The sequence below is a fragment of the Azospirillum sp. BE72 genome, assembly GCF_031455875.1.
In the GTDB taxonomy this organism is placed as follows: Bacteria; Pseudomonadota; Alphaproteobacteria; order Azospirillales; family Azospirillaceae; genus Azospirillum.
In genome coordinates this window covers 791304-813032 of record NZ_JAVDTO010000002.1, presented here as the reverse complement: position 1 = coordinate 813032, position 21729 = coordinate 791304, and the positions used below count along the sequence as shown (strand labels likewise).

At 67.3% G+C, this 21729-nt stretch carries 22 protein-coding genes; 12 read left to right on the top strand and 10 right to left on the bottom strand.

What is annotated here, in order from left to right; all coding sequences use genetic code 11:
• Positions 1-21 precede the first annotated feature (21 nt).
• Genes J2Y49_RS09905 through J2Y49_RS09895 form a run of 3 tightly spaced genes read right to left on the bottom strand, consistent with a single transcriptional unit; the run spans position 22 to position 3187 of the window.
• Positions 22-1053, bottom strand: coding sequence for an alpha-ketoacid dehydrogenase subunit beta (locus J2Y49_RS09905; RefSeq protein ID WP_310114525.1), 1032 nt, complete (start codon positions 1051-1053; stop codon positions 22-24).
• Positions 1054-1090: 37 nt separating this feature from the next.
• Positions 1091-2074, bottom strand: a complete 984-nt coding sequence (locus J2Y49_RS09900) for a thiamine pyrophosphate-dependent dehydrogenase E1 component subunit alpha (RefSeq protein WP_109087156.1) — start codon at positions 2072-2074, stop codon at positions 1091-1093.
• Between the two features lie 45 nt (positions 2075-2119).
• Complete coding sequence (locus tag J2Y49_RS09895; RefSeq protein WP_310114521.1) at positions 2120-3187, bottom strand: NAD(+)/NADH kinase; 1068 nt, start codon at positions 3185-3187, stop codon at positions 2120-2122.
• 342 nt (positions 3188-3529) lie between these two features.
• On the opposite strand from J2Y49_RS09895, the gene J2Y49_RS09890 reads away from it, so the two are divergent.
• Positions 3530-4933 (top strand): FAD-linked oxidase C-terminal domain-containing protein, encoded by a 1404-nt coding sequence (locus J2Y49_RS09890; RefSeq protein WP_310114520.1) that lies wholly within the window; start codon positions 3530-3532, stop codon positions 4931-4933.
• A gap of 145 nt (positions 4934-5078) precedes the next feature.
• On the opposite strand, the gene J2Y49_RS09885 is transcribed toward J2Y49_RS09890, so the two are convergent.
• Positions 5079-5558 (bottom strand): YaiI/YqxD family protein, encoded by a 480-nt coding sequence (locus tag J2Y49_RS09885; RefSeq protein ID WP_310114519.1) that lies wholly within the window; start codon positions 5556-5558, stop codon positions 5079-5081.
• Positions 5559-5720: 162 nt separating this feature from the next.
• On the opposite strand from J2Y49_RS09885, the gene ettA reads away from it, so the two are divergent.
• The gene (gene ettA, locus J2Y49_RS09880) at positions 5721-7397 is read left to right on the top strand and encodes an energy-dependent translational throttle protein EttA (protein ID WP_310114517.1); all 1677 of its coding nucleotides are present in this window, start codon (positions 5721-5723) and stop codon (positions 7395-7397) included.
• A gap of 80 nt (positions 7398-7477) precedes the next feature.
• Here the strand turns inward: ettA and J2Y49_RS09875 are convergent, their stop codons facing one another.
• The 6 genes from J2Y49_RS09875 to J2Y49_RS09850 form a co-directional block, all read right to left on the bottom strand.
• A complete protein-coding gene (locus J2Y49_RS09875; protein WP_310114515.1) occupies positions 7478-8623 on the bottom strand; it encodes a YsnF/AvaK domain-containing protein in 1146 nt (381 codons plus the stop codon).
• Positions 8624-8628: 5 nt separating this feature from the next.
• Positions 8629-9087 (bottom strand): YsnF/AvaK domain-containing protein, encoded by a 459-nt coding sequence (locus J2Y49_RS09870; RefSeq protein WP_310114513.1) that lies wholly within the window; start codon positions 9085-9087, stop codon positions 8629-8631.
• Between the two features lie 18 nt (positions 9088-9105).
• The gene (locus J2Y49_RS09865) at positions 9106-9243 is read right to left on the bottom strand and encodes a hypothetical protein (protein WP_310114510.1); all 138 of its coding nucleotides are present in this window, start codon (positions 9241-9243) and stop codon (positions 9106-9108) included.
• 156 nt (positions 9244-9399) lie between these two features.
• Positions 9400-10896, bottom strand: coding sequence for a pentapeptide repeat-containing protein (locus J2Y49_RS09860; protein ID WP_310114509.1), 1497 nt, complete (start codon positions 10894-10896; stop codon positions 9400-9402).
• Between the two features lie 200 nt (positions 10897-11096).
• Positions 11097-11771 carry an ABC transporter substrate-binding protein gene (locus tag J2Y49_RS09855; RefSeq protein ID WP_310114506.1) on the bottom strand — a complete coding sequence of 225 codons (675 nt, stop codon included), beginning with the start codon at positions 11769-11771 and terminating at the stop codon, positions 11097-11099.
• Positions 11772-11891: 120 nt separating this feature from the next.
• On the bottom strand, positions 11892-12677 hold the full coding sequence (locus J2Y49_RS09850; protein ID WP_310114504.1) for a VacJ family lipoprotein: 786 nt from the start codon (positions 12675-12677) through the stop codon (positions 11892-11894).
• Between the two features lie 455 nt (positions 12678-13132).
• Between J2Y49_RS09850 and J2Y49_RS09845 the strand changes: the two genes are divergently transcribed.
• From J2Y49_RS09845 to J2Y49_RS09800, 10 genes are all read left to right on the top strand, one after another.
• Complete coding sequence (locus tag J2Y49_RS09845; protein WP_310114502.1) at positions 13133-14119, top strand: metalloregulator ArsR/SmtB family transcription factor; 987 nt, start codon at positions 13133-13135, stop codon at positions 14117-14119.
• Positions 14116-15021 carry a methylenetetrahydrofolate reductase [NAD(P)H] gene (gene metF / locus J2Y49_RS09840; RefSeq protein WP_310114499.1) on the top strand — a complete coding sequence of 302 codons (906 nt, stop codon included), beginning with the start codon at positions 14116-14118 and terminating at the stop codon, positions 15019-15021. The genes J2Y49_RS09845 and metF overlap by 4 nt, the downstream gene beginning before the upstream one ends.
• A gap of 61 nt (positions 15022-15082) precedes the next feature.
• Complete coding sequence (locus J2Y49_RS09835; RefSeq protein ID WP_310114498.1) at positions 15083-15556, top strand: DUF29 domain-containing protein; 474 nt, start codon at positions 15083-15085, stop codon at positions 15554-15556.
• Positions 15557-15606: 50 nt separating this feature from the next.
• Positions 15607-19098: a methionine synthase gene (metH, locus tag J2Y49_RS09830; protein ID WP_310114496.1), complete on the top strand. Its 3492-nt coding sequence runs from the start codon at positions 15607-15609 to the stop codon at positions 19096-19098.
• Between the two features lie 72 nt (positions 19099-19170).
• Positions 19171-19497: a nucleotidyltransferase domain-containing protein gene (locus J2Y49_RS09825; RefSeq protein ID WP_310114494.1), complete on the top strand. Its 327-nt coding sequence runs from the start codon at positions 19171-19173 to the stop codon at positions 19495-19497.
• A complete protein-coding gene (locus J2Y49_RS09820; RefSeq protein WP_310114492.1) occupies positions 19487-19888 on the top strand; it encodes a HEPN domain-containing protein in 402 nt (133 codons plus the stop codon). The genes J2Y49_RS09825 and J2Y49_RS09820 overlap by 11 nt, the downstream gene beginning before the upstream one ends.
• Positions 19889-19891: 3 nt before the next feature.
• The gene (locus tag J2Y49_RS09815; RefSeq protein ID WP_310114490.1) at positions 19892-20212 is read left to right on the top strand and encodes a nucleotidyltransferase domain-containing protein; all 321 of its coding nucleotides are present in this window, start codon (positions 19892-19894) and stop codon (positions 20210-20212) included.
• Positions 20202-20618, top strand: a complete 417-nt coding sequence (locus J2Y49_RS09810; RefSeq protein WP_310114488.1) for a HEPN domain-containing protein — start codon at positions 20202-20204, stop codon at positions 20616-20618. The genes J2Y49_RS09815 and J2Y49_RS09810 overlap by 11 nt, the downstream gene beginning before the upstream one ends.
• Positions 20615-21121: a thioesterase family protein gene (locus J2Y49_RS09805; RefSeq protein ID WP_310114485.1), complete on the top strand. Its 507-nt coding sequence runs from the start codon at positions 20615-20617 to the stop codon at positions 21119-21121. The genes J2Y49_RS09810 and J2Y49_RS09805 overlap by 4 nt, the downstream gene beginning before the upstream one ends.
• A gap of 31 nt (positions 21122-21152) precedes the next feature.
• Positions 21153-21677, top strand: a complete 525-nt coding sequence (locus J2Y49_RS09800; RefSeq protein ID WP_310114483.1) for a pentapeptide repeat-containing protein — start codon at positions 21153-21155, stop codon at positions 21675-21677.
• The last annotated feature ends 52 nt before the right edge of the window (positions 21678-21729 follow it).

Genomic DNA, 21729 nt, shown 5'->3' with positions numbered 1-21729 from the left:
GTCTAACTCAGCGCCGCAGCCTCACGCCGCGATGCTGCGCGCGCCCTTGGGCGACAGCGTACGCCGCGCGGCGGCGGCGATGCTGTCGGCGCTGGGGACGTACAAATCCTCCAGCGACGGCGCGAAGGGCACCGGCGTATGCGGCGCGCTCACCATCTGCACCCCGGCCTTCAACGCCCCGAAGGCGTTCTGGCCGACGAAGGCGGCGATGTCGGTGGCGAGGTTGCAGCGCGGATGCGCCTCGTCCACCACCACCAGCCGGCCGGTGCGCTCGACGCTCTCGACGATGGTGTCCCAATCGATGGGCGACAGGGTGCGCAGGTCGATCACCTCCGCCTCGGTGCCGTCCTTGGCGAGCGTCGCCGCCGCTTCCATCGCGCGGTGGACGGTCAGGCCATAGCTGACGATGGTCACGTCGTCGCCGTCGCGCAGCACATTCGCCTCGCCGAAGGGGATGGCGTAGCTTTCGGCCGGAACCTCGCATTCCAGGCCGTAGAGGTTCTTGTGCTCGCAGAAGATGACGGGGTCGTTGTCGCGGATCGACTGGATCAGCAGGCCCTTGGCATCATAGGCGTTGCTGGGGCAGACCACCTTCAGGCCGGGGATGTGGGTGAACAGCGGGGTGAGCATCTGCGAATGCTGGGCGGCGGCGCGGAAGCCGGCGCCGACCATGCCGCGGATCACCACCGGCGTCTCGGCCTTGCCGCCGAACATGTAGCGGAACTTGGCGGCCTGGTTGAAGATCTGGTCGAAGCAGACGCCCATGAAATCCAGGAACATCAGCTCCGCCACCGGCCGCAGGCCGCAGGCGGCGGCCCCCACGGCGGCCCCGATATAGGCGGATTCCGACAGCGGCGTGTCCATCAGCCGGTCGCCATGCTTGGCGTACAGCCCCTTGGTGACGCCCAGCACGCCGCCCCAGGCGTCGTCCTCGCCCTGGGCGCCCGTGCCGCCGACGATGTCCTCGCCCATGACGATGACGGTGGGGTCGCGGCGCATCTCCAGGTCCAGGGCCTCGTTGATCGCCTGCTTCATGCTGATCTTGCGGGACATGTGTTTCCTCCGCGCGTTTGGCGTTTCTTGAATGGGCTCAGTAGGCGACGTAAACGTCGCGCAGCAGGTCTTCCGGCGCGGGCAGCGGGGCGGCCTTGGCGGCGCGCGTGGCGTCCTCGATCAGCGCGTTCACCTCGCGGTCGATGGCCTGCAACTCGTCGCGGCCGATCACACCGGCCTCGATCACCCGCTCCGACAGGATGGTCAGGCAGTCGCGGGAGGCGCGGATCGCCTCCAATTCGCCCTTGGCGCGGTAGGTCTGGGCGTCGCCTTCGAAATGGCCGTAGAAGCGGACCATGTTGCATTCCAGCAGCGCCGGGCCGCCGCCGTCGCGGGCGCGGCGGATGATCTCGCCGGCCGCCTCGTACACCGCGAAGAAGTCGGTGCCGTCCACCGTGACGCCCGGCATGCCGAAGCCGGTGGCGCGGTCGACATAGCTGTCGCAGGACACCGCCCATTCCATCGCGGTGGATTCGGCATAGCCGTTGTTCTCCACCACGAAGACCACCGGCAGGTTCCACACCGCGGCGAGGTTCAGGCTTTCCAGGAAGGTGCCCTGGTTGGACGCGCCGTCGCCGACGAAGGTGATGCCGACGCCGCGGTCGCCGCGCACCTTGGCCGCCAAGGCCGCCCCGCAGATCAGCGGCGCGCCGGCGCCGAGGATGCCGTTGGCGCCCATCATGCCCTTGGACAGGTCGGCGATGTGCATCGACCCGCCCTTGCCCCGGCAGGCGCCGGTGCTGCGGCCATAGATCTCCGCCATCATGGCGTGGACGTCGACGCCCTTGGCGATGCAGTGGCCGTGGCCGCGGTGGGTCGAGGCGATGCGGTCGTTGTCGTTCAGGTGCATCATGATGCCGGTGGCGCAGGCCTCCTCGCCGGCATAGAGATGGACGAAGCCGGGGATGTCGCCCTTGGCGAAATCGACGTGCAGCCGCTCCTCGAACTCGCGGATCGTCCGCATGGTGCGGTAGGCCTTCAGCAGCTCGTCCTTGCCGAGGGGGAAGGGATTCTGGGCCATGAGGTGTTTTCTCCCTGATTGGTGTTTGTCGGGTCGATTTGAGGTTTAGAAAGCGACCGTGACGGGCACCGGAGTGCCGGTCAGCAGCCGGTTCTGGCCAGCGTGCCGCATGACCGCGGCGACGTTGACCGTGCGGAAGGCGTCGTCCCGGAGTGTCAGGGACAGACGGTCGCGTTCGGAGAAGGACAGTTCGCGTTCGCCATCCAGCGCGATGGAGCCGGCGGCGACCTCCGGCACGAAGGCCACGTCGGCCGGCATGCGGCGCCAGTCGGTGATGCCGACCCGCGCCATCATTCCCGGCGCGATGGGGGCGTGGAGCGTGGTCGCCCCCTTGCGGCAGTCGCCGTCCGGCGACAGGCGAACCATCAGGCCGCCGCTTTCGTCGCGGCCGACGGGTTCCAGCAGGCCGGCGATGGCCGACATGCCGATCACCTCGGGGTCGGCGAAGGTGACGTAGAGTTCGCGGAAATTCTCGGTCCGCCACAGGGCGCGGGCGCCGATGTAGCGCTCCGTCACCAGCGCCACGTCGACCAGCGCCATGTCGGTGACGGCACCGCCGTTCGCCCCGCGGTCGAGGGAGACATCGATGCGCTTGTTGGCGGCGAAGGCGATGTGCGGCGGCACCCGGCCGGTCACCGCCAGCCCGGTGGCGAGACCGGTGATCGTCGGTTCGCGATGTTCGGGGAAGGCGTTGTTGGTGCCGGTGGAGATGCCGGCGATCGGCACCGTCCCGCATTCCGCCGCCACCGCCCGATGGGTGCCGTCGCCGCCCAGCACCACCAGCGCCGACACGCCGGCCCGCCGCATCTCCGCGGTGGCGCGGTGGGTGTCGGCGACGGTGCCGGTGACCGGCATGGCGACGGGGTGGAGGGCAGGGTAGATGTCCTCGCCGCGCGCTCTCGCCCGCATCATGCCGCGTTCGACATGGGCGCGGATGCCGCCGTTTTCCGGCATCATCAGAACGTCGCGGACGCCGCAGGCATGCAGAGCCGCCAGCACCCGCAGCAGAATGTTCGCCCGGTCGGCGATCTGCAGGCTGGTGGCGTTGGCGACGACCCGGCGGATATCGCGGGCGGAAACCGGATTGGCGACGATGCCGACGACCGGAGCCAAGATTGCGCCTCCCCCTCGTTGCGGCGCGCCGTTGATCGACGCGCGGTTCGAGGGGGTAAGAGCAACCGCCGTGCCAGATGGTCAGCTCAGCGGATTTTCTTGATTATCAACGGTCGGAGCGATGCGGCGGGGTGGGGCGTTGCAACAGGTGTTGCATGGACTGTTGCGCCGCCGGTGCAACAGGTGTGGCGACTTGCGATAGAATTGGAGCCAACCTGTGGCGCGCCGGCATTCCACCCCTGCGCATCGCCCGTCTTGCCAAGCGTTCGCCCGTCGCACTAGCCTCGTTTGGTCATACCAATGAACCATCCCAATGATCATCGACCGGGGAGGACAACACCCATGACCGTCATCGCCACCACCCAGCCGCGCGCGGCCCTGACCGAGGAGGCTCGGGCCGAGCTGACGGCTCTGCTGGGCGACCGGTTCACCACCTCCCTGCCGGTGCGCGAGCATCACGGCAAGGACGAGTCCTATCATACGCCCTTCCCGCCGGACGGCGTCGCCTTCGCCAACTCGACCGAAGAGGTCAGCGCGATCGTCAGGATCTGCGCGAAGCACAAGCTGCCGGTCATCCCCTTCGGCACCGGCACCTCGCTGGAGGGCGGCATCGCGGCGCTGGCCGGCGGCATCACCATCGACCTGTCGGGTATGCAGCAGATCCTGCGCGTCAGCCCGGAGGATCTGGACGTCACCGTCCAGGCCGGCGTGACCCGCAAGCAGCTGAACGAGCATCTGCGCGACACCGGCCTGTTCTTTCCCATCGATCCCGGCGCCAACGCCTCTCTCGGCGGCATGTCGGCGACCAGGGCCAGCGGCACCAACGCCGTCCGCTACGGCACCATGCGCGAGAATGTGCTGGGCCTGACCGTGGTGCTGGCCGACGGCCGCGTCATCAAGACCGGCGGGCGGGCGCGCAAGTCGGCGGCCGGCTATGACCTGACCCGGCTGTTCGTGGGGTCCGAAGGCACGCTCGGCATCATCACCGAGGTGACGCTGAAGCTCTATGGCATCCCGGAAGCCATCTCGTCCGCCGTCTGCGCCTTCCCGACCATCAAGGGCGCGGTCGACACCGTGATCCAGACCATCCAGGTCGGCGTGCCCGTCGCCCGCATCGAACTGCTGGACGAGGTGCAGATCGACGCGGTCAACAAATACTCCAAGCTCGATTACGCTGTGGCGCCCACCCTGTTCTTCGAATTCCACGGCACCGAGGCCGGGGTGAAGGAGCAGGCGGAGATGGTGGCCGCCATCGCCGCCGAGCATGGCGGCCTGGAGTTCGCCTGGGCCACCCGGCCGGAGGACCGCAGCAAGCTGTGGCAGGCCCGGCACGATGCCTATTACGCGGCGCTGGCCCTGCGTCCGGGGTCGAAGGGTTGGCCGACCGACGTCTGCGTGCCGATCTCGCGGCTTGCCGACTGCATCCTGGAGACCAAGCAGGATCTGGCGGAGTCCAACATGCTGGCCCCGATGGTCGGCCATGTCGGCGACGGCAACTTCCACCTCGTCTATGTCCTCGATCCTGAGAATCCGGCCGAGTTGGCCGAGGCCCAGCGCCTTGCCGACAAGATGGTGACCCGCGCGCTGGAGATGGGCGGCACCTGCACCGGCGAGCACGGCATCGGCTATGGCAAGATGGCGTTCCTGGAACAGGAGACCGGCGAAGCGTTCAACGTCATGGGCGACCTGAAGCGCGCCTTCGATCCGGACAACCTGCTGAATCCGGGAAAGGTGGTAAGGGTGTAAGGGGCGATTACCCCCACCCCAGCCCTCCCCCGCTGGGCGGGGGAGGGGACTGCCACTGATTTGGCAAATCAGTCACGCCTACAAGCATCCTGCCCCCTCTCCCGCGAAGCGGGGGAGGGATGGGGAGGGTGCACCCGCCCACCGCTCACCGGAACTTCGGCCGGCGCCCCGCCTTCAGCGCCTGCACCGCCTGATCCAGCGTCTGCAGGAACTGCGACTTGTCGCGCTGGCTCATCGGGGCGTTGCCGCCGCCGACCACGCCCATGTCGCGCAAATCCTGCATCAGGGCGCGGGTCGCCAGCGCCGAACCAACGCTGTCCGGCGTGAAGGGGCGTCCGGTCGGGCCGATCACCACCGCGTTCCGCTTCACACAGCGGTCGGCGAGCTGGATATCCGCCGTCACCACGATGTCGGTCGTCCCTGCATGTTCGGCGATCCAGTTGTCGGCGGCGTCGAAGCCGTCGCTGACCACCACCAGTTCCGCCATGCACTCCGTCGGCAGGCGCAAGGGCGCGTTGGCGACGATCCACACCTTGCAGCCGGTGCGGCCGGCGACCTTGTAAATCTCGGCCTTGACCGGGCAGGCGTCGGCATCGACGTAGATTTCGACTTTGGAACTGACCAATCCTCTTCCTCCTGTTGCCCCCCGATCCCTGCGGGTCGGCTCAACAAGGTTTCATGCAAGGCCCTTATGCGCTAAAACCGGTCCCTAGCGACAGGGTGCCGTAGAACCGCAAGGCAGGGGCGGCGCCAATTCTCACATCTTTTTGGAAGGTCGGAGCGGCGCATGGCGTCCTACCAGTATGTCTATGTCATGAAGGGCCTGAGCAAGGTCTATCCTGGCGGCAAGAAGGTTCTCGACAACATCTGGCTGTCGTTCCTGCCGGGTGTGAAGATCGGCGTGCTCGGCGTCAACGGCGCCGGTAAGTCGACCCTGATGAAGATCATGGCCGGTCTGGACAAGGACTACTCCGGCGAAGCCTGGGCGGCCGAGGGCGCCAAGGTCGGCTACCTCTCGCAGGAGCCGCAGCTGGACCCGACCAAGAACGTCCAGGAAAACGTCATGGAGGCGCTGAAGGAGACGAAGGCGCTGCTCGACCGCTTCAACGAAGTGTCGAACCTGATGGCCGATCCCGACGCCGATTTCGACGCGCTGCTGGCCGAACAGGGCGAGCTGCAGGAGAAGATCGACGCCGCCGACGCCTGGGACATCGACCGCACGGTCGAGATCGCCATGGACGCGCTGCGCTGCCCGCCGGGCGACGCCGACGTGACCAAGCTGTCGGGCGGTGAGCGCCGCCGCGTCGCGCTGTGCAAGCTGCTGCTGGAAAAGCCCGACCTGCTGCTGCTCGACGAACCGACCAACCACCTCGATGCCGAATCGGTCGCCTGGCTGCAGAAGCACCTGGAAGACTACAAGGGCACCGTCGTCCTGGTCACCCACGACCGCTACTTCCTGGACAGCGTGACCGGCTGGATCCTCGAACTCGACCGCGGGTCGGGCATTCCGTGGGAAGGCAACTACTCGTCCTGGCTGGAGCAGAAGCAGAAGCGGCTGGAACAGGAAGGCCGCCAGGAGGAAGCCCGCCAGAAGCAGCTGGCAACCGAACTGGAATGGATTCGCCAGAGCCCGCGCGCCCGTCAGGCCAAGAGCAAGGCCCGTATCACCGCCTACGAGACGCTGCTGGCCGAAAGCGCCAAGGAGCAGGGCGGCGAGACGCGGATCGTCATCCCGGTGCCGCCGCGCCTGGGCAACGTCGTCATCGAGGCGGAGAACATCGCCAAGGGCTTCGGCGACCGCCTGCTGATCGACGGCCTGTCCTTCCGCCTGCCGCCGGGCGGCATCGTCGGCGTCATCGGTCCGAACGGCGCCGGCAAGACCACCCTGTTCCGCATGATCACCGGGCAGGATGGGCCGGACGCCGGCACCTTCCGCGTCGGCGACACGGTGAAGCTCGGCTATGTCGACCAGAGCCGCGACAGCCTGGACGCCAAGAAGACGGTGTGGGAGGAAATCTCCGACGGGCTGGATCTGGTCGAGCTCGGCAAGAAGACCATGCCCAGCCGCGCCTATGTCTCCAGCTTCAACTTCCGCGGTCCGGACCAGCAGAAGAAGGTCGGCCAGCTGTCGGGCGGTGAGCGCAACCGCGTCCACCTCGCCAAGATGCTGAAGTCCGGCGCCAACGTCCTGCTGCTCGACGAACCGACCAACGACCTGGACGTCGACACGCTGCGGGCGCTGGAAGACGCGCTGCAGAGCTTCGCCGGCTGCGCCGTGGTCATCAGCCACGATCGCTGGTTCCTCGACCGCATCGCCACCCACATCCTGGCCTTCGAGGGCGAAAGCCACGTCGAATGGTTCGAAGGCAACTTCCAGGATTACGAGGCCGACAAGAAGCGCCGCCTGGGCGCCGACGCCGACCAGCCGCACCGCATCAAGTACAAGCCGCTGGTGCGCAGCTGATCCTGTAGGCTGAACGAGAAAGGCCGCCCCGTCCGGTTGGAGGGGGCGGCCTTTTTCATGACCGTGAACGGTCAAACCCGTCAGCGCGTCACATCGTCCGATCGGTCGGTGCGGCGATCACGCAGGTTTTCGTCCCGCGTGTCCTCGATCTCCACCTCGGTGCGGCGGACGGTGTCGCGGACGCTCTGGGCGCGTTCCTCGACATCCTTGCGGACCACCACCGTCTCGCGGACATGGGCGGTCTTGCTGACCACCGCTTCCTCGTCGGTCTCCGTCACCTCGATGGTGCGCTCGCGGAAGGCGTCGGCTGGGACGTCCGTGCTGCCCTCGACCATGCCACCGGGGCGGCGTTCGACGGTGACGGTCTCGTCGCGCAGGCGCACCTGCTCTTCGACGGGCGTCTCGACGACATAGCTGCGGACGCGGACGCCGCCGCGCTCGACGGTGCGCTTGCCAATGTTGACCTGCTCCTCGACGATCGGGATCTGCTCTTCCCGTTCAGAGGTGCCGGTGCGGGTGGTGCGGGTGCTGTCCGCGTTGACGTCGCGCATGGCGGCGGCGGCGCCGGTCAGGCCAGCGGTGCCCGTACCTGTTCCCGTGGTGTCGATGGCGGTGCGGCCGGGCGAATAGCGCAGGCGCTCCTCGTCAGCCGAACTGTCGTCGTAATAGTCGGCGCTCTCGTCGAAGCCGGTCCAGCCGGAGTTGCGATAGGCGGTGCTGCGTTCCTCGACATCCACCACGTTGCCGCGCTCGAGCACCTCCATGGCGCGGTCGACGTCTTCCTCGTCCAGGCGGAGCTTCAGCAGCGAGCCGCCGCGGCGAACGCCCTCGGCATAGACCTGCGCATCCTGGTTGGGGATGCCCCAGCCCGACAGGCGGGTCAGGATGCCGCTGCCGGTCGTGCCGGTGGTTGAACCCATTCCGGTGCCCATTCCGGTGCCGGTTCCCATACCGGTGTCCATGCTGGTGCCGGGGATGGTGTTGGGCGACGCGACATAGCCGGTGGACAGGTCGGTGCGGGCCATGCCGCCGGCGGCGCCTACCGACGAATCGCCGGTGGTGGTGCCTAGTCCGGTGGTGTCGCTGCCGCTCCATCCGCCGCTGGTCAGATCGGAATGGGACAGAATCTCGACGGCGCTGGTTTCGAATCCGGCGGCCTGCAGGTCGCGGGATGCGGTCTCGGCATCGGATCGGTGGTCGTAGAGGGCGACGATGGTTTTGGTCATCGGCTTTACTCCTCGGGCGAATTCGGATTGGGGGACGGGGGCTGATTGGGCGAATGGACAGGGGAGGGCGGGGTTGTCACACGCTCCACCACCGCTTCCTCCGAACGCAGGGTGACTGGCTGCTCGACCTCGACGGTCCGTCGGCTTTTGCGGATGTGCAGCTCTTCGCGGAGCATCAGGCGGCGTTCCACCACCAGCACTTCTTCGACCAGCGGGATCACCGTCACGTCCCCTTCCTGGCGGATGCCGGGATGGGCGTCGATCTCGCGGTCGATCGGGACGCGGGTGACCGTTGCCTCTTCATGCTCCAGCGATTCGCGGACCAATGCCTCGTGTTCGGACACGCGCGTGGTGACGCGGACGCGGCTTCGTTCCACCCGCTGCTTGTCGACGGTCACCGACTCGTCGTGCAGGGGAATGAACGCGTCGCCCTCTTCGCGCACGGATTCGTTGTCGGCCATCATGGCGGCGGGTGCCGCAGGTCAGCGGAACAGGAGATAGAGGACGATCGCGACCACGATCAGGCCGAGGATGATCCACATCCAGTTCATCCCGGAGCTTCCGGCTCCGGTCACGGAGTCATACACACCAACTTTCCTGGGCTTCTGTTCGTCTGCCATGGGAGCCTCCGTTCGGGGATGGACCGGCGGGTTATGCCCCCATCCGGCGTGCTCCATTCAAACAGGGCCTCTTGTGGATCGTTCCCCCTGATCGTTCCGAGGAATCAACGATCCTTTCAAATCAAACGATCAAGGCAGATGCATCGAACCGCCAGCTCAGCCGGCCATCCGCTGATGTTCCAGGAAGGCGGTCTTCAGCAGCGCCTTCAGGTCGTCGCCATACTGGTGGAAGCGGACGGACAGCTGGCCGCGCTCCTCGTCGCGATGCAGCACCACGAGGTTGGCCATGGCCGTCACCTCCTGCCGGTCGGCCAGCACCACGCGGGCCTGGAAGGTCTGGCCGCGCTGATAGGGCTGGTTCACCGCCAGCAGGCACAGGCCGCCCACCGACCAGTTGCGGGCGGGGAAGCTGCCATGGTCGGTGTGGACGACCATGCCCGGACGGACGAAGCGCTTCTGGCGTCGCCGCTCTTCCGGCGGCGGCAGGGGGAAGGGGCTCGAAGCGCTGGGCACGTCGATGCCAGAGCGGTCCGTCAGCGCATTCTGGAAATTCGCCCCGCGGACCACCGCCGGCCCCATGGTGGACTGGCGCAGGTCGGCGTCGGAGAAATCGGCGCCCTCGAAATTGGCCGGCCAGTCGCGGCCGCCGGCCAGCGGCACCGGACGGGCGTCCACCCCGTTCATCAGCGTGTGCGCCAGATAGGCGCGGCGCAGAGTGGCCCCGCGCAGCACGGCGTCGCGCAGATCGGCCTCGTCCAGGTCGATGTAGGACAGCTCGGCCATTTCCAGGCTGGCCTTGGTCAGGCGGGCGCCGGGCAGGCGGCAGCGGCGCAGCCGGGCGGCCGCCAGCGTGCGCCCATGCAGGTCCGCCCCCGCCACCGACACGAGGTCGAGATCGAGCCGGGCCCCCTCGGCCCCGCCGCTGTCGACCCAGCGTTCGTGCCGCTCCACCAGTTCCAGGAACTCGGCCACCGGCATCGCGGTGTAGTTGGGCTGGACGATGGCGTCGGGCGGCAGGGCGAAGGGGATGAAGGTGCGGGTCAGCGTGGCGTGGTCCATCACCGTGTTGCCGAACACGGCCCCGTCCAGGTTGGCCCCGCAGAAATCGGTGCCCATCAGCACGGCCGACGTCAGTTCCGCCCCCGTCAGGTCGGCGTCATTCAGGTCGGCGCCGGTCAGGTCGCAGCCGCTGAAGTTGGCGCCGGCCAGGATCGAGCGTTCCATCTTGGCTTCGGTCAGGCGGGTGGTGCCGGTGCCACGGGTGGTCTGGCTGCCGGTCGGGCCGCCGCTGTCGACCAACTCACCGGCGCGGAAATCGGCGCCGCGCAGGTTGGCGTCGGTCAACAGGGCGCGGTGCAGGTTGGCCCCGCGCAGGTCGGCACCGGTCAGGATGGCGCCCGACAGGTTCACCGCCTCCATGTCGGCGCCGAACAGGTCGGCCTGCGACAGGTCGGCCTTCACCATGCGGGTGCTGCTGAGATTGGCCCCTGCCAGCTTGGCCCCGGCCAGCGACACGCGCTCCAGGTTCAGCTGCGACAGGTCGCGGAAGCTGAGGTCGGCGCGGCGGCCGCTGGATGGCCGCTTCAGCCACGCCTGATGCGCCTGGATGATCGTCCGGAGTTCGTCGATCTCTTTGGGATCGCGTTCGGCCATGGCGTGGGTTCCCGGATCCACCGTATGACGAAAGACAGGAGCGTCGGCGCAACGATAGCCCGTTCGGACAGGCGCGTCACGGTTTCTCGACGGTGCTCCTCCGTTGCCGGGTCGGACTCGGCGACCCGGGCATGGAAAAGGCCGCCTCCCGCGGGGAACGGCGGCCTTGGCCGGTTGAGTTGTTTCGCCGCTCAGGCCGTTCAGCCGGCGCGACCGACCTTCTGGCGCAGGGCCTGGATCAGGCCGTCGATGCGGCCGCCGTTCTGCTCGACGACGGAGGCGAATTCCTGCCGCTGGGTCACGCCCATGCTGACATTCTCCACCACCACGTCGATGATCTTGAAGTCGGCGCCCGCCTTGCGGACGCGCCAGCTGACATTCACCGGCGGACCGTTGGGGCGGACGATCTGGGTCGTCACCAAGGTATCCGCCTCGCCGGCCGGGGAGGTGCCGACGATCCTGAATGTCTCGCCGGAATATTCGACGAAACGTTCGGCATAGGTGTTGACGATCAGCTGTTCGAACAGCTTCTGGTACTCGGCCCGCTGAGCCTCGTTGGCGCTGTTCCAGTAGCGGCCCAGCACCCAGCGGCCGATGTACGGCACGTCGAAGCCGGCGTACAGGAGCGTGCGGAAGCGCTGGATCGCCTGATCGCGCGACAGGCTCTTGTCCGAGAAGGTTGCGATGGCGTCGTTCCCCAGCTTCTGGATGAACGCGCTGGCTCCCTGGTCCGCGACTTGCGCGGCGGCGGGGGAGATGAGGGTGTGCCCGGCCCAACCGCTCACCGCGAGCAGGGCAGCGCACGCGACAAACTTGCGGCGTGTCAGCATGGTAGGGCGAAAGGTGGCGGTTGCCGCGGCATTGTCAACGGTCATGTGGCCTTTGGGGGTCCTGTGACCTCGGGGATCCGAAATCCATAGGCGTCCGGCCGGCCTGCCAGCGCGATTTCCGGTCGGGGAAATGCGCCGGCAGGCGGAAAAGCCATGCGGACGGGATCAGGGCTTCGGCGGGGTGGAGTAGTCCGGGAATTCCGGCGAGGCTGCCGCCTTGTTGTTGGCGATCGCCGCCCGGCGCTGCTGCTGGTACAGGCTGCGCGCGGTGGCGTAGAAGTCCAGCGAGTTGCGGCGCAGGTCGTCGACCTCCTTCAGGATCTCGGACCGGCGGTCGACGGCGCTGGTGACGGAGCGGGCGATCAGCATGCCCTTGTGGTCGGTGCCGTAGGCCCAGATGCGGACCGGGTCGCCGACGGTGTCGACGGCATAGCCGGCGGTATCGCGCAGGTTCGACGGGCCCAGCAGCGGCAGCACGATGTACGGGCCGTCACCCACGCCCCAAACCGCCAGCGTCTGGCCGAAATCCTCCGGCGCGTTCGGGATGCCGGCCTGGGTGGCGACGTCGGCGAGGCCGCCCACGCCCAGGATGGTGTTGGTCAGGAAGCGGCCGGTGGCGTGCGACGCCCCGTCCACATTGCCCTGCAGCAGGTTGTTGGCGATGTAGAGCGGCGACATCAGGTTGTCGATGAAGTTGTGGATCGCGTCGCGCACCGGATCGGGCACGACGCCCACGTAAACCTCCGCCGCCGGACGGATCACCAGGATGTCCGCCGCCTCGTTGGCGGCAAAGACGAATCGGTTGGGGATTTCCAGCGGATCGTTGACCTGATAGGCGGCGTCCGTCGCGCCCGAGTCGCCTGGGTTGGTCGCGCAGGCCGTTGCCGTCAGGGCGAATGCCACGACGGTGGCCGTACGGAGGAGGGAGCGGGAAAGGCTGGCCAGCTTCATGTGCGACGGCTCTTTATCAGTGGGCTCGACTCGGTGCGGGTCGCCGCATGTCCTGTCCACAACCGAAGACTCCGATGGCGGATGTCCTCAACCCTGGCAAGGTGGCTACGCGGTCGGCGGGAAGATTGGGCGAGATATCGCAGAATTTCCACCGTTTCATGACCTAACACAGGCTTTGCGGTTTGACCAGCATAGGCGGTCGCGCCCTGCGAGACGGCGCGGCGCTTGTGACGGCTTTGCCGCAGCGGCGCCGGAGAGCTTGCGCGCCATCGCTTTCGACCTTGGACCGGGCGGACGGGCAGGGGCCGGGCCACCGCCGTGACGGGCGCGATGGCGGCTGTCCGCGAAAAGCGGTTTACGACGCATAAAGATATCTTTATATCTGTATCCGGGCTGTCGGGGCGTGGTGCACCGGCTGGCCGCTCCCCTCCCTGGCCCGAATCGGACGTGAGGCGATGGACGATCTGCTGGCGACGTTGAAGGCGGCGGCCGAGACCACGCGGTTGCGGCTGCTGGCGCTTTGCGCGCATGGCGAGCTGACGGTGACCGAACTGACCCAGATCCTGGGCCAGAGCCAGCCGCGCGTCTCGCGCCATCTGAAGCTTCTGTGCGATGCCGGGCTGCTCGACCGTTTCCGCGAGGGCACCTTCGCTTTCTACCGCCTTGCCGAGAAGGGGCAATCGGCCGAGCTGGCGCGCGTGCTGGTCGACGCCATCCCCGACGAGGATCCGACGCTCACGCTCGATCTGGAGCGCCTGGAGGCGATCAAGCGCTCCCGGTCGGAGATCGCCGCCGCCTATTTCCGTGAGAATGCCGCGCGCTGGCACGAAATCCGCTCCCTTCACGTTGCGGAAGGCGAGGTCGAGGCCGCTCTGCTGCGCCTGTTCCCGAAAGAGGGGGTGGAGGAGCTGCTGGATATCGGCACCGGCACCGGACGGATGCTGGAGGTGCTCGCCCGACGCGTCCACCGTGCGATCGGGGTAGACCAGTCGCGCGAAATGCTGACCGTCGCCCGCAACCGGCTGGAGGAGGCGGGGCTTCGCCACTGTCATGTCCGGCAGGCGGACATGTACCAGCTGCCCTTCCCCTCCGGCTCCTTCGACGCCGCGGTGATCCACCAGGTGCTGCACTACACCGAATCGCCGGCCGGCGTCCTGGCCGAGGCGGCGCGGGTCCTGCGCCCCGGCGGGCTGCTGCTGGTCGTCGATTTCGCCCCCCATCACCTGGAAGCCCTGCGCGAGGAGCATGCGCACCGCCGCCTGGGCTTCGCGGACGCCGAGGTCGCCGCTTGGTGCCGCCAATCCGGCCTGGATTGCGGCCCGGTGGTGCATCTGCCGGGCGATCCGCTCACCGTCTCCATTTGGCCGGCCACCCGCCTTGCGGCCGGCACTCAACTTTCTTCCCCGAAGCCCGCCCACTCGCTCAGCGGAGTCCCGTCATGACCGCGCCCACTTCTGCCCAGCCGTCCGTCAGCTTCGAGTTCTTCCCGCCCAAGTCGGAGAAGATGGAGCAGAGCCTGTGGCAGTCGATCCGGCGGCTGGCTCCGCTGTCGCCCGGCTTCGTGTCGGTGACCTACGGCGCCGGCGGCTCGACCCGCGAGCGCACCCACGCCACCGTCTGCCGCATCCAGGCGGAAACCGGCATCCCGGCCGCCGCCCACTTCACCTGCGTCGGTGCCACCCGCGACGAGATCGACGCCATCGCCCGCACCTATTGGGATGCCGGCATCCGCCATCTGGTGGCCCTGCGTGGCGACCCGCCGGAGACCGCGGGCGGCGTCGGTGGCCGCTACGAGCCGTTTCCCGGCGGCTATGCCTATGCCGCCGATCTGGTGGCGGGGATGAAGCGCATCGCCGACTTCGAGATTTCGGTCGCAGCATATCCCGAATCCCATCCGGAGGCGCCGAGCGCCCAATTCGACCTGGACAACCTGAAGCGCAAGGTCGATGCCGGGGCCACCCGCGCCATCACCCAGTTCTTCTTCGACAACGACGTCTATTTCCGCTTCCTCGACCGCTGCGCCGCGGCCGGCATCCATGTGCCGATCGTCCCCGGCATCCTGCCGATCACCAACTTCGCCCGCGCGGTGGAGTTCGCCGGCAAGTGCGGCGCGTCGATGCCGGCGAAGCTGGCCGAGACCTTCGAGGGCTTGGACGACGATCCGGAAACCCGCCATCTCGTCGCCGCCACCGTGGCCGCCGAGCAGTGCCAGGAACTGCAGGCGCAGGGGGTGCACGACTTCCATTTCTACACCCTGAACCGTTCCGACCTGACCATCGCCATCTGCCGCATGCTGGGCGTGAAGGCGAAGGCGGCGCCGGCCGCGGCAGCGGTGGTGGGGTAGGGCGCAGCCGTCACGGTTTCGTGCTAGAATCGCTGCACATCCGCGGAAGGGGGATTGCGCCATGGACAGCCGGATCGGATACGACACCGACTTCCTCGCCTGGACCGAGGAGCAGGCCCGCCTGCTCCGCGAGGCGTCGCGCGAACGCATCAACACGCCCATCGACTGGGAAAACGTCGCGGAGGAGATCGAGAGCATGGGCCGGTCGGAATTGCGCGCGGTCGAAAGCGCGTTGGTCCGTGTGATCGAGCATCTGCTGAAGCTGGAATACTCCCCCGCGGCTGATCCACGCGGCGATTGGAAAGTTACCATCGTCGAACATCGCGACCGCATTGCTCGCGATTTGTCGGCCAGCCCCAGCCTGCGCGGACGGATCGAGACGGCTGACATCTACAAGACCGGCCGGAAGATCGCCGCTCTTGGATTGGAGCGCGACGGCCTCCGCCTGGACGATCTTCCAGCCGACTGCCCCTATTCACTTGAGCAGCTTCTCGGCGAGGATTGGTGGCCCACCAACCGCCACGGCCTCACCTGACCCCGCCATTCCGCCCCGAACCCGCCAAATAACGGACAAGACGCATTCCCATGCCCCACATCCTCGACACCCTGCGTGACCGCGTTCTGCTTTGCGACGGCGGGTTCGGCAGCCGCATCCAGGCGCTCGATCTCGACGTCGAGAAGGATTACTGGGGGCACGAGAACTGCACCGACATCCTGCCCCTGTCGCGCCCGGACATCGTCCGCGACATCCATCGCGGCTATTTCGAAGCCGGCGCCGACATGGTGGAGACCGACACATTCGGCGCCTCGCCGGTGACGCTGGGCGAGTTCGGCATTTCCGAAAAGGCTTTCGAGATCAACCAGCGCGCCGTCGAACTGGCGCGCGAGGCGGCGGAAAGCTTCAAGGACGGGTTGCCGCGCTTCGTCATCGGCTCCATCGGGCCGGGCACCAAGCTGCCCAGCCTGGGCCACATCGCCTATCAGCCGGCGGAGGACAGCTTCTATGTCCAGGCCGCCGGCCTGATCGCCGGCGGGGCCGACGCCATCCTGGTGGAGACCTGCCAGGACCCGCTGCAGATCAAGGCCGCCGTCAACGGCATCAAGCGCGCCCGGCTGGAGGCCGACAGCGACACCCCCGTCTTCGTCCAGGTCACCGTCGAGACCACCGGCACGCTGCTGGTCGGCACCGACATCGCCGCCGCCGCCACCGTCATCCAGGCGCTCGACGTGCCGCTGATGGGCCTGAACTGCGCCACCGGCCCGCTGGAGATGAGCGAGCATGTGCGCTGGCTGTCGCAGAACTGGCCGGGGCTGATCTCGGTCCAGCCCAATGCCGGCCTGCCGGAACTGGTGGACGGCAAGACGCACTACCCGCTGCTGGCCGGCGACTTCGCCCATTGGCTGGAGCGCTTCGTGTCGGAGGACGGGGTGAACCTCGTCGGCGGCTGCTGCGGCACCAACGTGCCCCACATCGCCGCGGCGAACCAGATGCTGCGCAAGCTGGCCCCGGCCGGCTCGCACCGCCCGGCGCCGAAGGGCCGCACCGTCCATTGGGTGCCGGCGGTTGCCTCGCTCTACTCCCAGGTCACGCTGCGCCAGGAGAACGCCTTCTTCGCCATCGGCGAGCGCTGCAACGCCAACGGCTCCAAGAAGTGGCGCGAGCTGCAGGAGAAGAGCGACTGGGACGGCTGCGTCGAGATGGCGCGCGAGCAGGTGAAGGAAGGCAGCCACGCGCTGGACGTCTGCACCGCCTTCGTCGGCCGCGACGAGGTGGCGGAGATGAACGCGGTGATGTCGCGCTTCGTCGGCTCGGTCACCGCGCCGCTGGTGGTCGATTCCACCGAGTACGGCGTGCTGGAGCAGGCGCTGGCGCTCTATGGCGGCAAGGCGATCCTCAACTCGATCAACTTCGAAGATGGGGAGGAGCCGGCGCGCAAGCGTCTGGCGCTGGCCAAGAAGTTCGGCGCCGCCGTCATCGCGCTGACCATCGATGAAGAGGGCATGGCGAAGACGCCCGACCGCAAGCTCGCCATCGCCAAGCGGCTCTATGATCTGGCGGTGAACGAGTACGGCCTCGCCCCGTCCGACCTGCTGTTCGACCCGCTGACCTTCACCATCGCCACCGGCAACGAGGACGACCGCAAGCTCGCCATCTGGACGCTGGAAGGCATCGAGGCGATCGCCCGCGAGATGCCCGGCTGCCAGATCATCCTGGGCCTGTCCAACGTCTCCTTCGGCCTGAACGCCGCGGCGCGCCATGTGCTGAACTCGGTCTTCCTCGACCATGCGGTGAAGAAGGGCATGACCGGGGCCATCGTCCATGTCTCCAAGATCCTGCCGCTGCACCAGATCCCCGAGAAGGAGGTCAAGACCGCCGAGGACCTGATCTTCGACCGCCGCGCCGAGGGATACGACCCGCTGCACGCCTTCATCGCCCTGTTCGAAGGCCGCAAGGCCGCCGACGCCAAGAAGAAGGCGCGGGCGGAGAATGTCGAGGACCGGCTGAAGGAGCGCATCGTCGACGGCGACCGCACCGGGCTGGAGGATGACCTCGCCGAGGCGATGAAGACCCACCCGCCGCTGGAAATCATCAACACCTACCTGCTCGACGGCATGAAGGTGGTCGGCGAACTGTTCGGCGCCGGCAAGATGCAGCTTCCCTTCGTCCTGCAGTCGGCCGAGACGATGAAGGCCGCCGTCGCCTGGCTGGAACCGCACATGGAGAAGGTGGAGGGCCAGCAGAAGGGCACGCTGGTTCTCGCCACCGTGAAGGGCGACGTCCACGACATCGGCAAGAACCTCGTCGACATCATCCTGACCAACAACGGCTACAAGGTCGTCAACCTCGGCATCAAGCAGCCGGTGACCGCCATCATCCAGGCCGCCAAGGAGCACAAGGCGACCGCCATCGGCATGTCGGGCCTGCTGGTGAAGTCCACCGTGGTGATGCGCGAGAACCTGGAGGAGATGACCCGCGAGGGGCTGGAGGTGCCGGTCCTGCTCGGCGGTGCCGCCCTGACGCGCGCCTATGTCGAGGGAGACTGCGTGGCGTCCTACGGCTCCGGCCGCGTGGCTTACGCCGGCGATGCCTTCGACGGGCTGACCCTGATGGACAAGGTGGTGGAGGGCAGCTTCGACCAGCAGCTCGCCATCCAGCAGGCCAAGCGCGCCGGCAAGGCGACCAACCGCCGCCGCGTGCTGGGGCAGGCCACCAGCGCCGCCACCGGTCCGGTGGACAAGGACGCCGTCCGTGCCCGCCGCCACCGGCTGGCCGAAGGCGTTCCGGTGCCGACCCCGCCCTTCTGGGGGCCGAAGCTGATCGACCATGTGCCGCTGAAGACGCTGGTCACCTACCTGAACGAGCGGATGCTCTATCAGCTGCAATGGGGCTACCGGAAGGACGGCAAGTCCTTCGAGGAGTTCAAGGAGTGGTCGAAGAAGGAGCTGCGGCCGGTGCTCGACCGCATCCTCCAGATCGCGGCGAAGGAGGAAATCCTGCGCCCGACCGCCGTCTACGGCTATTGGAAGGCGGCGGCCGACGGCAACGACGTCATCCTGTTCGAGGAGGACGGCACTACCGAGGCCGCCCGCTTCACCATGCCCCGCCAGGGCAAGGAGGATGGCGAGTGCATCGCCGACTTCCTGCGCGACGTGACCGATCCCGAGCGTGACGTTCTGGGTCTTCAGGTCGTCACCATGGGCCAGCATTGCGCCGAGGTGGCGCGCGAGTGGTTCGCCGAGAACCGTTACCAGGACTATCTCTACCTGCACGGCCTGTCGGTGGAGATGACCGAGGCGCTGGCGGAGTACGTCCATGCCCGCATCCGTGCGGAGCTGGGTTACGGTGCCGAGGACAGCCGCGACAAGGAGAAGCTGCTGCAGCAGTCCTATCGTGGCAGCCGCTACAGCTTCGGCTATCCGGCCTGCCCGAACCTGAAGGACCAGGAACAGCTTCTGAAGCTGCTGGACGCCGGCCGGATCGGCATCGAGATGTCGGACGAGGACCAGCTGCATCCGGAGCAGAGCACGTCCGCCATCGTCCTGCACCACCCGCGGGCCAAGTACTTCTCGGTCTGATGCTCTGGCTTTGAGGTTGATCCTCCGCCGCCCGTTCCGTGTTAGGATGGGCAGCGGAGGATTTCCATGGGCATGGTCGACGCACGGGGCGACGAGAAGCTGCAACTCCTGCTGGACCGGATCATCCCGGCCCTGGAGCCGGAGGCCATCTATCTGTTCGGCAGCCGGGCGCGCGGCGACTTCCATGAGGACAGCGATTACGACCTGCTGGTGATCGTCCCGGACGACGCACCGAAGGAACGGCGGTCCATGGCCACCGCCTTCGAGGCCAGTCGCCAGACCCGGGTTCCGGCCGACATCGTTCCCTGCTCCCGCACCGGGTTCGAACGTTACAAGGACCATGTCGGCACCCTGAGCTACGAGGCCAACCACTTCGGGGTGCAGGTCTATGGTCGATAGGGTGGTCGCAGCCTGGCTGGCGGTGGTGGACGAGGACATCCGCGCGATCCGTGCCTGCCTTGTCGGCTCGGCGGTCAAATCTGCGGCCTATCATTGCCAGCAGGCGGCGGAGAAGCTGGTGAAGGCAGTCCTCGTCTCGCTCGGCCGCCATCCGCCCAAACAGCACAACATCGTGGCGCTGCTCGACGATGTGCCGTCGGATCATCCCTTGCGTCCAACCTTGCTGCCGCTGGAACGGTTCACCATCTTCGTCGCGGCTTTCCGCTATCCGAGCATCGATGTTTTCGACAGCCCGCCGGACGAGCCCGATCCCGACGACGTGTCCCGCTGGCTGGCTGAAATCGAGCAGGTCCGCGCGACTGTCGCGGCGTTTCTGAGCGCAGAGGCATAGGCGATGGGCGTGGTCGACGAGAAGCTGCAACTCCTGCTGGACCGGATCATCCCGGCCCTGGAGCCGGAGGCCATCTATCTGCTCGGCAGCCGGGCGCGCGGCGACTTCCATGAGGACAGCGATTACGACCTGCTGGTGATCGTCCCGGACGATGCGCCGAAGGAACGGCGGTCGGCGGTGTTCGCCCATGCGGCCAAGGCTGGCACCGGCATCCCGGCGGATATCGTGCCGTGCCGACGTTCCTTTTTCGAAGCGAACAAGGATCAGGTCGGCACGCTGAGCTACAAGGCCACGCATGAAGGGGTGCGGGTCTATGGGGCTTAGGGTCGAACCCGAAGCATGGTTGGCAACGAAATCCATCGATCTGCGTGCCGGCCGGGCATGCCTTTCGGTTCCGGATCCCATCGTCACAGCCGCCACGTACCATTGTCAGCAGGCCGCGGAAAAGCTGGTGAAGGCGGCGCTGGTCTGGTTGGAGATCGACGTACCCCGTTCCCATCACATTGACTTGCTCGTCATGCGCATTCCGCGCGCCCTGCCGATTCGGGAACGCTTATCGCCCCTCGGGCGCTTCACCGCTTTTGCCACCTTGTACCGATATCCAGGCGAGGCGGGCGACGTCTCCGATGAACCGGCCATGGAGGAAGTGCTTGGTTGGTTGGACGAGATAGACACGACCTTGCATAGCGTTTCTCTTATCATTTCAGCCGGTACCGGATCCCCTTCATGACCTCCGCCACACCTCTCGACCTCCACCGCGAAACCGTCCGCCCGGAGTGGATCGACTACAACGGGCACATGAATGTCGCCTATTACCTGCTGGCCTTCGACCATGCCACGGACGCCGTGCTGGACCGGTTCGGGATCGGCAAGGCCTATGTGGCGGCGGAGAACCGGTCGGTCTTCGTCGTCGATGCCCACCTGACCTATGCCCGCGAGGTGACGGAAGGGGCACCGCTCCGCTTCGACTCGCTGGTTCTGGGCGCGGATGCCAAGCGGCTGCATCTGTTCCACGAGATGCGGCATGCGGAGGAGGGGTGGCTGGCGGCGACGGCGGAGTTCATGCTGCTGCATGTCGATCTCGCCACCCGCAAGACCTCCCCCTTTCCGCCGGCGGTTGCAGCGGATCTCGCTGAACAGGCGGCGGCCCATGCGGCCGGTCCCTGGCCGCCTCAGGCGGGACGGGCGGTGAGGCAGTTGAATCCCGACCAATCCGACACGGGCCGAGCTTGAGTTCACGGGCGATGCCCCCATCTATCGAGGAATGAAGAACGCATTCGTCGCTCGGCTCCGCTCCGCCCCTCTTCTGGCCGCAGCCGCGGTCGTCACCTTCCTTTCCGCCGGGCCGGCGCTGGCCGCCTGTACCGAGGCGGCGCAGCCGAAGGTCAACTGGCGGCGCTGTTCCATGGAGGGGCAGACGCTGACCGGGGTCGACCTCAGCGGCGCGATGCTGCGCGATGCGACCTTCCAGCGGGCCAATCTGGGGCAGGCCAAGTTGACCGATGCCGACGGCTATCGCGCGAGGTTCGTCAGCAGCACGGCGCCGGGGGCGATCTTCGACGGGGCGCGGCTGATCGAGGCCGATTTCACCCGGGCCAACCTGACCGGTGCCAGTTTCCGCGACGCCGACCTGCGCAATGCCAAGATGGTAGGGGCATCGCTGGTGCGGGCCGACTTGACCGGGGCCAGGCTGTCCGGCACCGATCTGAACAACGCCGACCTGTCGGGCGCCCGCTGGACCGACGGCACGCACATCTGTGCGGAAAGCTCGATCGGGCAGTGCAACTAGAGCGGTTGCAACAACTCGCCGCATCGCCAAAAACCTTCTTGCCGTAAGGGCT